Annotated in this window: 9 protein-coding genes and 1 pseudogene; 5 read left to right on the forward strand and 5 right to left on the reverse strand. The window is 70.3% G+C overall.

Annotation, left to right across the window (positions count from 1 at the left end; translation table 11 throughout):
• The 3 genes and pseudogenes from JAO81_RS42980 to JAO81_RS32905 form a co-directional block, all read right to left on the reverse strand.
• Window positions 1–201, reverse strand: a pseudogene (locus JAO81_RS42980) (ABC transporter permease); the annotation flags it as partial.
• 3 nt (window positions 202–204) lie between these two features.
• Entirely contained in the window at window positions 205–1,014 is an 810-nt protein-coding gene (locus tag JAO81_RS32900; protein WP_199551632.1) for an ABC transporter ATP-binding protein, read from the reverse strand.
• A gap of 240 nt (window positions 1,015–1,254) precedes the next feature.
• The gene (locus JAO81_RS32905) at window positions 1,255–2,727 is read right to left on the reverse strand and encodes a methyltransferase (RefSeq protein ID WP_199551633.1); all 1,473 of its coding nucleotides are present in this window, start codon (window positions 2,725–2,727) and stop codon (window positions 1,255–1,257) included.
• A gap of 139 nt (window positions 2,728–2,866) precedes the next feature.
• On the opposite strand from JAO81_RS32905, the gene JAO81_RS32910 reads away from it, so the two are divergent.
• The 4 genes from JAO81_RS32910 (at window position 2,867) to JAO81_RS32925 (ending at window position 6,752) form a co-directional block, all read left to right on the forward strand.
• Window positions 2,867–3,106 (forward strand): hypothetical protein, encoded by a 240-nt coding sequence (locus JAO81_RS32910; RefSeq protein ID WP_199551634.1) that lies wholly within the window; start codon window positions 2,867–2,869, stop codon window positions 3,104–3,106.
• Window positions 3,107–3,324: 218 nt separating this feature from the next.
• Window positions 3,325–3,765, forward strand: a complete 441-nt coding sequence (locus tag JAO81_RS32915; RefSeq protein WP_199551635.1) for a hypothetical protein — start codon at window positions 3,325–3,327, stop codon at window positions 3,763–3,765.
• A 27-nt stretch (window positions 3,766–3,792) separates the two neighbouring features.
• On the forward strand, window positions 3,793–6,063 hold the full coding sequence (locus JAO81_RS32920) for a hypothetical protein (RefSeq protein WP_199551636.1): 2,271 nt from the start codon (window positions 3,793–3,795) through the stop codon (window positions 6,061–6,063).
• Window positions 6,060–6,752: a hypothetical protein gene (locus tag JAO81_RS32925; RefSeq protein ID WP_199551637.1), complete on the forward strand. Its 693-nt coding sequence runs from the start codon at window positions 6,060–6,062 to the stop codon at window positions 6,750–6,752. Before JAO81_RS32920 ends, JAO81_RS32925 begins: the two co-directional genes overlap by 4 nt.
• A gap of 36 nt (window positions 6,753–6,788) precedes the next feature.
• On the opposite strand, the gene JAO81_RS32930 is transcribed toward JAO81_RS32925, so the two are convergent.
• Both JAO81_RS32930 and JAO81_RS32935 read right to left on the reverse strand, forming a co-directional pair.
• Window positions 6,789–8,018: a serine hydrolase gene (locus JAO81_RS32930; protein ID WP_199551638.1), complete on the reverse strand. Its 1,230-nt coding sequence runs from the start codon at window positions 8,016–8,018 to the stop codon at window positions 6,789–6,791.
• Between the two features lie 109 nt (window positions 8,019–8,127).
• A complete protein-coding gene (locus JAO81_RS32935) occupies window positions 8,128–8,712 on the reverse strand; it encodes a DUF6294 family protein (protein ID WP_199551639.1) in 585 nt (194 codons plus the stop codon).
• Between the two features lie 179 nt (window positions 8,713–8,891).
• Between JAO81_RS32935 and JAO81_RS32940 the strand changes: the two genes are divergently transcribed.
• Window positions 8,892–11,256: AAA family ATPase (locus JAO81_RS32940; RefSeq protein ID WP_199551640.1), on the forward strand; the 2,365-nt coding region annotated here is incomplete at its 3' end.

Below are 11,256 nucleotides of genomic sequence, written 5' to 3' on the forward strand. Positions count from 1 at the left end.
GGGAACCCTCCCGTCCCCCCCCCGGCGCCGGGGGGGGCCGCCCGCCGCCCGGGCCCTGGGCCCCTCGACCCCGGCGCCGGCGGCCGTGTCGTGCATCGAGTTGAAGGTCATGATGATCAGCGCGCCCAGGAACGAGCTGAACAGCGTGGCGGCGAACCGCCCGGGCCGCTGCCGAATGGACCGCATGGCCAGCGCGAACATCGCTCACACCCCCAACTGGGCCGCGTAGTCGGACCCGTTGATGTCGTCGCCGAGATGCGCGAGCCGCTCCGCGACCGCGTCCACCGTCGGCCGTTCCATGTGCCCGGCGATCCGCCCGTCCGCGAGAAAGACGACCGAGTCGGCGTACGAGGCGGCCACCGGGTCATGGGTCACCATGACGACGGTCCGGCCGTGCACCCGTACCGCCTCCTGGAGCAGATGCAGCACATCGCGCGCGCTGCGGATGTCCAGCGCGCCGGTGGGCTCGTCGGCGAAGACCACGGCCGGCTCGGTGACCAGGGCACGTGCGATGGCGACGCGCTGCCGCTGTCCGCCCGACAGCTCGTCGGGCCGGTGCTTCAGACGCCCGCCGAGCCCCACCTGCTCCAGTACGGAACGGGCCTTGGCCTTGTCGATCCTGCGGCCCGCGAGCTTGAGCGGAAGGATGGTGTTCTGCGCGACGGTGAGCGTCGGCAGCAGGTTGTACTGCTGGAAGACGAACCCGATCCGCCGGCGCCGGAACTTGGTGAGCTCGGCCTCACTGCCCTTGCTCATCTCCTCGCCGGCCACCATGACGATGCCGCTGTCGGGCCGTTCGAGCCCGGCCGCGCACTGCAGAAGTGTGGTCTTGCCGGACCCTGACGGGCCCATCACGGCGGTGAACGTCCCGCGGGCGAGGGACAGACTCACGCCGTCCAGCGCCCGTACCGCGCTCTCGCCCTCGCCGTAGCTCTTGCTGACCTTGACGAGCCGCAGGGCTTCGTCGGTCCCCCGCCCGAAGGCGCCCGTCTTATCCCTCTTGTTCCCAAACATCTCAGCCTCTTCATGCCGGTTTGGTGTGCTTTCCCTTGCCGTACTTCGAAGGTAGGGACACAGGCTCGGCGGCACATTGGGTGTGGGGCCCGGAACAGGGTGGTGGTGGGTACACCCCCGGCGGTGCGGCTGGCCCCGCCGGGGGACTTAGGGGCGGCCCGCCAGGGGCCCTCAGGGTCGGTCCGCTGGGAGCCCTCGGGATCGGCCCGCCGGGAGCCCTCGGGATCGGCCCGCCGGAGGTCAGCCAGGGATCAGGGCTCCCCGCTCCACCAGTCTGGCCACCTCCGGCAGCGCGGCCAGGACCAGGCGGCTGCGGTCCGTGCCCTCCGCCTCGGCGAGCCGGGTCAGCTGGTCGCCGAGCGTCTCGTCGGGGCGGCCGCTGCCGCCGATCAGGGCGACGCCGAGCGGTGTGGTGCGCTCGTTCCAGTTGAGGCCGTCCGAAGGGATCTTCAGGAGCTGCTGGTTGAGGTGCCAGCCGCCCGGTCCTGACGCGGAGTCGGAACGCAGACCCGCCTCCTGCCAGAGCCGTACACCCGGCCCTGGACGGAAGTGCGCGGTCAGCGGGTCGTGGTCGCGCAGCCAGTCCTGCCGCGTGAACCACTCCGCGACCTGGCCACCGGTCAACTCGGCCGCTTCCGGCGACAGTTCCTCGATCCGTACGACGGGATCGTGACGGTCCGTACGGCGCAGCACCACCGTTCCCGTCCCCACGCCCGTGATCTTCCGGTCCTCGAACCAGCGCAGCCACGACTCACGTTGCCCCAAGTGCTCCTCGCCACCGCTCTGTTCGAGCCAGTGGTCCACGTACGCGAGCGCGTCCGTCACGCCGCGCTGCACGATCCAGGCGTCGAGGCCCGAGTCGGCGGGCAGCCAGTGCGCCACGCGCTCGCGCCAGTCCTCGCCCGCGACATGGGCCCAGTTCGCGCGGAACTGCAGATGGCCGCCCTCGGTCAGCAAGTCCGGTGCGGCGGCGATGAGTTCGGCGCACATCGCGTCGCCCGGACGGCCGGAGTCGCGGTACACGCAGTGGACGGTGCCGGGGCCCACCGCGTACGGCGGGTTGGAGACGACGAGGTCGAAGCGGCGGCCCGCGACGGGCTGGGCCATATCGCCTTCGAGGACCTCCCAGTCGAGCTCGTTGAGCGCGGCCGTGGTGGCGGCGAACCGCGCGGCGCGGGCCGAGAGATCGGTGGCGACCACGGAGTCGGCCTGGTCGGACAGGTGGAGGGCCTGCACCCCGCACCCGGTGCCGAGGTCGAGCGCGGCACCGACCCGGTGGCCGAGGGTCGCGCGCCGCAGCAGCGTCGCGGTGGGCCCGATCGGCAGCACCCGGTCCGCGCGCCGGTCGCGCGCCTCGGGCCGCAGGAAGAGCGGGAAGTCGGAGACCGCCCACCACTTCTCGTACGGATGCAGATAGACCGCCGCCCGCACCAGGCCCTCGCCCGCCGGCTCCAGGAGCGGGACGACGGCTTCGTCGACCTGCACGATCGGGACGCTGCGGCCGCACATGAACAGCCGGATGAGCATGCCCAACGGGTCGTTCTCGCCGAGCAGTTGGAGCGCCGGTTCGGGGTCGTAGCGATTGAGGGCGTGGGCCGCTTCGATGCCGATCCGCGTGACGATCCCGTCCCGCGTGTAGCCGTACTGCAGCAGGACATCGCGCAGTGCCGCGGTGGCCTGAGGCGTGAGCAAAGGCTCTGTGCTGGTCGTCATATGAGGGTATTCGGCGGGCGATCGGCCCGCCTTGACCCTTACTCCATGCGGTTACTGCCATTGAGCGAACGGACTGAACTGACCTTGCCGTCCGGCGAGTTGAGATCAACAGCCCGATTCGCCCTGCTATGGAGTCCTCATGGAATCCAGCACCACCACTCAGACCCGGCGCCTGCGCGCGGGCCTCGCAGGCGGACTGATCTGCGTCGGCTCGGTCCTCACGATGCCGTACGCGACGGCCGCGAACCCTTCCGAGCGCGAGGTCATCGCCCCGGCCCAGGACGCGGGCCCGGCATCCCCCGCGGGAGCGACCACGACGGGCCATCCCGCGGGCTCGGAACCCCACGCGGGCTTCGGCCCGCTGGGTACGACACTCTGAAGCTCCGCCCGGCCCTGACACCCCGACCCGCCCCCCCTCGTCGTCCACAGGGTGTGGATGACGAGGGCGGTCCCATGTGCGGGCAGGCCACCGGCGCGTCCCGCCCGGGTCGGCATCAAAGCTTCACAGGTTGCCCTTGCAATCAGCGCTTTGCGCTTCATAGGCTCTTGGCGGTTTCGGCTGCCCACAGCCGATGTCGGACGGCGGGGGAGCCGAGTATGTCCTGGAACGAATGGGAGCAGCTGAAGGCCGACGCGGCCGGACGCCAGGAGGAGCGGACGCAGCTGAACCAGCTGCCCGCGGAAGGCGGCGGAGGCAGTGGCGGCGGCGGTGGCGGCAAGGACCTCGTCGTTCGCGACAACGAACTCGGCAAGCTGGGCAACTTGGCCTACGACCTCCGGGAGCGCTTCCGGACCGACAGCGACCTCGCCCGGCCGAGCACCTTCGACGCCTCCATCGAGCTCTTCAACGACGGCCTCGACACCGGCTCGGCGCTCACCGAACTCCACGACGCCTGGAACAGCAAGACCCGCACCGTGAAGGAAGCCTGCGCCCACATCTCCAACGGCCTGGACTTCGCGCGCTCGCAGCACGCGAAGGACGACGTCAAGATCGAGACCGCGATCAAGTCGTCGGTCATCGAGAGCTACCTGAAGTAGGGGGAACAGGTGCTTACTGTCGCGGAGTTGACGGAACTACGCCTGGGGAAGCTGAAGGAAGCCGTCGACGACTGGAAGGTCATGTCCGGCAAACTCCAGCAGCTGGCGGACGGCAAGGCCGAGGGCGTCTCCGCCACCGGCCTCGCCCAGCAGGCGAACGGCGCGGACTGGACCGGTGTCAACGCGACGGTCACCCGCACCTTCATCACGAACACCTCGCGCGAGTTCGAGCACGCGGCCGCCGAGGCCAAGACCATCCACGGTCTGCTGCAGGACATCCACCACGACTTCACCAGGCACAAGAGCGACCTCAGGACCGCCCTGGCGGACGCGCGCGCGAAGAACATCCGCGTCCACCAGGACGGGTCGACAGAGGATGCCTACGTTCATTCGGTCGGAGACGGCGGCAACACGGACCCGGTGCCGCAGGCCGAGCTGACCGCCGCCGCCGAGAAGGTCGGGCGGATCCTCTGGGAGGCCGCGGAGACGGACCGGATCGCGGCCAAGGCCCTGCGCGACATCGCCAAGAACAAGCACGGCTTCGACAAGGGCGGCCCCGACGACCTCGAGGCGGCGGACAAGCAGCAGGGCAAGGAAGCCGCGGCCTACTGGGCCAAGAAGATCAAGGAAGAGGACCCCGGCACCTGGAGCGATGACGAGCTCAAGCGCTTCAACGAGACGCTGAAGAACCAGCGGGACAACCCCGGCTTCACGGCGACTCTCGCCACCGGCCTGGGCGGCGAGGGCACCCTCGAGTTCTGGCGGGAGCTGGCCTCTCCGGCCGGCCCGCCGATCGAGGGCGACCGCGCGAAGATGCTCGCGCAGGTCCAGGACAACCTGAGCATGTCCCTTGCGAACGCGACCAGCTCGAACGCTCCGGGCATCGACGGCTGGCAGCGCGAGGTCATCGCGGCCGGCGACAAGCAGTTCCCGATCCGGGAGGGCCTGCAGGGTCCCTACGGTTACCAGATCGCAAGCAGCCTGATGCAGAAGGGCAAGTTCGACTCGGGCTTCCTCAACGACTACGGCACGTCACTGATCGAGTTCGAGCGGAAGAAGGGCAACGACTCGGTGCTCGGCGAGCCGGGCAACCTGTGGGAGACCCCTTTCCAGCTCGACTATCCCCCCTCGGACAAGCCCAGCGATCCGGTGGCGGGCTTCCTCGACGGCCTGGCCCACAACCCGCAGGCCGCGGTGGAGTTCTTCGACGGATCGACGTCCGGCGAGGGCTTGGAGTCGGTCGACAACCTCGCGTATCTGTCCGGCGCGCCCGAAGACGGCGGCGGCCCGGTCGAGAACCCCCGCAAGTGGCCGGAGAACGAGGACGGCAAGCCGGTCGGGTACGCGAGCCTCGGCCATGCCCTGGAGTCGGCGACGCTGGGGTACGCGTACGACGACAGGACGCCGGAGATCCCCGCGTTGACAGACGAGAAGGCGATCGCGGCTCGGGAGGAGCGCACCGCGCTGATGGACCGGGTGGTCAGCCATTACGGTTCGGCCGACCTCGTCGATGCGCAGCCGGGCATGCGGGACAGTCTGGCGAAGATGGCTGCGGGGCATATCGATAGCATCACGTACTCGGCGAGTGAGTTCGGCGGCAGCCGGGGCGTGGCCGGTGTCGCGGGGTTGATGGATGCCGACCAGAAGCGCCTGGCCGATTTCGGCGGCCCGGACACCGTGCAATTCCTTCGCGCCATGGGCTCGGATGAGGGCTCGTACAACACTGTCTCCGCCGCCCAGCAGATCTACGGTGCCAGCCTCATGGAGGCTCAGGGCAACAACCACGATGCGGCCATGAATGCGGGTGGATACAGCCTCTTGGTCCACGGTGTGCTCGACGAAGCGCGGATGGAGGCGATCGGCACGGACTTCTCCGAGAAGGAGGCCTCCGAGAACGAGAAGAACGAGCAGGAAGCGGCCTGGAAGAAGTACGCCGCAGGCGCAGTGATCGGCGGTGTGGTCGGAGTGGGTGCGGGTGCGGTCGTCCCGGTGGGAGCCGCCGCGGCCATCGCGGTCCCGATCGCCTTCGACACGGCGGAGGGCGCCATCGGGACCTGGGCCGAGAACAAGCTCGACTGGCTCAAGGCCGATGAATACAGCAACGACCAGCAGTCGATCGAGAGCATCGATACGGCGAAGAGCGTTGCCGAGACGCGCGCGATGTCACCCATCGTCAGTTACGCGGAAGCCAACGGGATCGCGGGCGAGAAGTGGGGCGATCACGATGAGGATCTGCGCAGTATGTACCTGTTCGGCGCCCAGAAGGGTGACACCGACAACTCGAGGGTCAGTCCATGATGCGCGGAGTACACAGCCCTCTTCTCGCCGTCCTCGCCACCCTGCTCGCCGTCGGCGCTTGCAGTGGTGGAAGCGAACCGCAGGACAAGAGGTCGAAAGGGGAAGAGGCCTGCGCAACGGTCCTGGGCGACAAGGCAATGAACTGGCTGCAAACCCGCGTCGCAGAACCGGAGTTCAGCGATCCCACCTCGATCAGCAATGCCCGGGACTGGTTCCGCGGCCAAGTCAAGGACTATCGCCCCGGTGACCTCCCGAACTACGTGACCTCGCAAATGTGCGAGGTGAAAGACGGATCGGAGGGCGCTCTGGGCGGCACGCAAGTAGAGCTGCGCTACGGCGTGTCCAGCTATCCGTTCGACTACGAGTTCACCAAGCAGCGCGATGTCGGCGACAGGACAACCGCGATCGATGCCGGTCCGGACGTGAAACTTGTCTACTGGCCCGACGGGACATCGCGGAACAGGTTCGAGTACCACGTGTATGTGAAGTGCGGGGTACCCAACTCACACGAGACGAGCCTCAACGAGGTCCCTCTCGAAGGCACGCTCAAAGACAACCTCACCGGCGACCCCAGCCACCGAACCCACCTCACACACCTCCTCCACTCCGCAAAGGTCATGACCGACGGCTTCGGCTGTACCAACAACCCCCGGATCCCCACCACCGTCCCCACCTCCGTCAAGGACTGAAGCGGGGACAGCGGACGGGGACGGGGACGGGAGGAGTCAGTCCTCCAGGGCCTGGTACAGCGTCGTCCAGAAGTCGAGCATGACCTGGATCCCGTACGGAGCCGAGGCCCCGACCTGCGTACATAGAACGCCGACCAGGTCGTTCGTAGGGTCCGCGTACGACGACGTGCCGCTGCCGCCGTCCCAGCCGAACTGGCCGATCGGCGCGTAGTCACCGACGTACGTGCGGACCGCCATCCCGAAGCCCCAACCCCCTTGCTGGCCCTGGCCGAACGAGATGTGGACGGCGTCCTTGGCCAGCTTGGTGCGAGCCGCCAGCTGCTCGGAGTTGAGCTGGTTGGACGTCATCAGGGTGACGGCAGCACGGGAGAGGATGCGCGAGCCGTTGTGCACGCCGCCGTTCAGGAGCATGCGGAAGTACGCGTGGTAGTCGTCCGCCGTGGAGACCAGCCCACCACCACCGCCCTCGAAGGCGGGCGGCGAGCACCAGCGGCCGCCCTCGGGCTCGTCCCACGCGTGGAAATCGCCCGACTGCGGGTCCGGCGCGTACAGGGTCGGCAGCCGGTGGATCCGGTCCGCGGGCACATGGAAGCCCGTGTCCTCCATGCCCAGCGGCTCGAAGATCCGCTCCCGCAGGAAGTCTCCGTACGACCGGCCCGAGACGCGCGAGACGAGCACGCCCACCACGTCATGGCTGATCTGGTACTGCCAGCGCTCCCCCGGCTGGTGCATCAGCGGCAGCGTGCCGAGCCGGCGCATGAACTCGTCCGGCTCCGGCATCGGCGTCGGCAGGTTGGGCGTGAGCCCCTGCGCGAACACCTCGTTCATGACCGGGGTGCCGATCGACGTCATATCCATACCCAGCCCGAACGTCGAGCTCAGCAGGTCTCGTACGGTGATCGGGCGGCGCGCCGGCTCGGTCTCGTCCAGCGGTCCGTCGAACCGCTTGAGCACCTTGCGGTCGGCGAGCTCGGGCAGCCACTCGTCCACCGGGTCGTCCAGGCGCAGGCGGCACTCGTCGAGCAGGACCATCGCGCCGGCCATCGCGACGGGCTTCGACGTGGACGCCATACGGAAGAGGGTGTCGCGGCTCATCGCCTCGCCGCCGTCGTGCTTCATCGTGCCGAGCACTTCGACGTGCGTCTCCTCGCCCCGGCCGACGAGTGCGACGAGGCCGGGGATCTTCTTGGACTCGACGTGCCGCGCGAGGACGTCGTGCAGTCGGCTCAGGCCTGACTTGGAGAATCCGGACGCGCTGTTGGGCATTGCCAATCTCCTTGTGTCCAGGGTGAGTTGTGATCATGGCACGCCGATGGGCCGGGCAGCGTCGGTTCCGCTGCCCGGCCCTTGATCGGCGTATCGGTGAACTCGCCCGTCAGCAGTGCTTCGTCAGGCTGATGTACTGGATGTCGTTCCACATGTGCTTGCCGAAGTAGGCGTTCACGCCGTAGGTGTACAGCCGGGTGTCCGGCAGGCCGAACACGAACTTGCCGGAGTCACCGCCCGGGTTACTGCTGGAGCGGAGGTAGCCGAGCTGGCCGCCGGCGCTGTCGAGCAGCCGGGCCCGCATCAGCCAGGCGTCGTCGCCGCTGCCGCTCTGGAACCTCCCCCGGAAGTACGCCCGCCCGTCAGGCGTGAGCTCCCAACGTGCCCCCGAGTGGCGCCGGCAGTCGCCGGAGGTGGTGGTCGGGAACACGAACGCCTGGCAGCCCTCGCCCTGGAGGCGCACGCAGCCACCGCTGTACGCCTTCAGGACGATGCCGTTCGCCGACTTGTCGGCCTTGGCCGCGCCGCCCTTGACCGCGGTGTCCGCACTCAGGGAGACGGTCTTCTTGGGGCTGCTCCCCTGGTTCGGCAGCGCCATCGCGACACCCAGGGTTCCGGCCGCCACTCCCAGAACGGCGACCCCGCTCCAAGTGCGGCGGTTCATCAGCTTCTTCGGCTTCTTCGTGTCGTTCATGAGTCTGTCCCCCGAGGGTTGCGCCCGACGCCCCGTGCTGTCGCTCGGGACTTTCTCAGCATCGGTGCGATACGAGGGCACGGCACGAGTAGTCCACTACTCGATTCCGGCGGGGGCGCCCAACCGGTACTCGATCCGCGGGAGTTCCCGCCGCCGACCGCTTTCCCTATGCTCGGTGCGTGACGCCCGATTGGCCGCTTACCGGCCGCTCCGAGCACTTACGTACCATCGAGGACACGCTCAAAACGGGGCGCGACCCCGTCGGAACCGTACTGATCGGACCGCCGGGCGTCGGCAAGACCCGGCTGGCCAGAGAGGCCGTGGCCGGCGCCGCCCGGCGCGGCGCCCTGACGCACTGGGCGGCCGGGACCCCGGGCGCCCGCGCCGTCCCCCTCGGCGCCTTCGCCACCTGGGCCGCGCCCGTGGACACCGGAGCGGCCGAGGCCCTGCACCGCACGCGGCAGGCGCTGTGCCGGGGCGCGGGCCGCGGCGGGCTCGTGGTCGGCGTGGACGACGCGCAGCTGCTCGACGAGCTCTCCGCGCTCCTGGTCCAGCAGTTGGCGCTCGAGGGAGCCGTCGGCCTGGTCCTGACGGTCCGCTCCGGTGAGCCCGTACCGGAAGCGGTGTCGGGTCTGTGGCAGAGCGGACGGCTGCGGCGGCTCGACGTCCCGCCGCTCGACCTCACGGAGTGCGGGCAGCTTCTCGCCTCGGTGCTCGGCGGTCCTGTGGACTCGGTCTCGGCGAAACGGCTGTGGCGCCTGACGGAGGGCAACGCCCTGTTCCTGCGTCACCTCGTCGAGGGCGAGCGGGCGGCAGGCGGTCTGTACGAGGCGGCGGAGACCTGGCGCTGGAAGGGCGTCCCCATGGTGACCCCCACCCTGGTCGACCTGATCGCGGCCCGGATGGGCGAACTCCCCGATGCCGTACGGGAGATCGTCGACCTGCTCGCGCTCGGCGAACCGCTCGACATCCGGCTGCTCAGCCGCCTGGTGCCATCAGGAGCGGTGGATCCGGTCGAGGCCGCGGAGGAGCGCGGTCTCGTCACCGTGACGCAGGACGAGGACGGCCGGCTCAACGCCCGTCTCGCGCACCCGTTGTACGGCGAGGTCCGCCGGGCAGGGCTCGGCACTCTGCGCGGGCGGCGGCTGCGCGGAACGCTGGCCCGCGCCCTCGAACCCGGCAGCACGCTGGCCCGCGCCATCCACCCCCCAGGCACCGCCGGCGCGGACAGCACCTCCGGCACCTACTCCTGGGACGAGCCCACCGCGCCCCGGCTGCGCCGCGCCCTGCTCCGCCTCGACTCCGATCTGCCGCCCGACCCGACGCTCTCCCTGCGCTCGGCCCAGCAGGCGGCGCTCCTCGCCGACATGCCCCTGGCCGAACGCCTCGCACGGGCCGCGCTCGCGGCGGGCGGCGGATTCCCCGCACAGCTCGTCATCGCCACGGCCATCGCGGGACAGACCCGTACCGAGGAACTCGCTGCGGAATTGGCCCGGTTGGCCGACCTGGCGCGCACCGACCTGGAGCACGTCCAGGCCGCCGTACCGCAGATCATGGGCCTCGCGCTCATCGCCGAGGACGCGGCGGCGGCCCGCAGTGCGCTCGCGGCCACGAGCGCGCGGCTACGGGATCCCGTAGCCCACCGCCACCTCGCCGCGATCCGCTCCTACCTCGGCATCCTCGGCGCGACCGGGGACGCGGACGCCCTGCGCGACACCGATACGGCCGCACAGGCCGAGGAACCCGAACCGGTCCTGCTCGCCCATCTCACCCGCACCATCGCCCATGCCGTACGCGGCCACGGCGGCCCGGCACGGGAGGCCGCGGCCAAGGCGCGGGAGGCGATGGCGCGCTCCTGGCAACTCGGCTATCTGCGCACCCCGCTGTCGCTCGCCGAGGTCGCCGGGGAGTGGCTGGCGGGGCGGACGGCCGAGGCGGTGGCCCTGGCCGAGGCGTACGGGGACGGGGATCTCAACATCCCGTTCGGCGCGGAGCTTTCCCACTGCGTCCTCGGCGAGGCCCTGCTCGAACAGGGCAGGCCGGGCGATGCCGAACGGCTGCTGCGGGACGCGGTCGGCGGGTTGCGCGAGCACGGCAACGCGGGCGGATTCCTGCAGTTCTCCCTGGTGGCCCTGGCCCGCGCCCGCGCGCTGCTCGGCCAGGCGGGGCCGGCCCGGCACACCCTCGCCCAGGCCGAGGCGGCGCACAGCCCGGTGTTCGCCGTACGTGATCCGGAGCTGTGGGTGACGCGGGCCTGGACGGCGGCCGCGGAGGGCGCGCTCAGCGAGGCCGTGGGCCACGCCCGCGCCGGCGCCGAACTGGCCGCAGCGCGCGGTCATTTCGCGTACGAGGTGTGGGCCCTGCACTGCGCGGTCCGCCTCGGGGACACCCGCCGGTCCACGGCCGAGCGGCTGGCCGCGCTGGCGCGGGACGTGGAGGGACCGGCGGCCCAGGGCGCCGCACGCCATGCGGCGGCGCTGTTCGCGGACGAGGGCGAGGCACTGCGCGCGGCCGCCCTCGCCCTCGCCGCGACCGGCGCCCCTG

Source organism: Streptomyces sp. N35 (assembly GCF_016464295.1).
Taxonomy (GTDB): domain Bacteria; phylum Actinomycetota; class Actinomycetes; order Streptomycetales; family Streptomycetaceae; genus Streptomyces.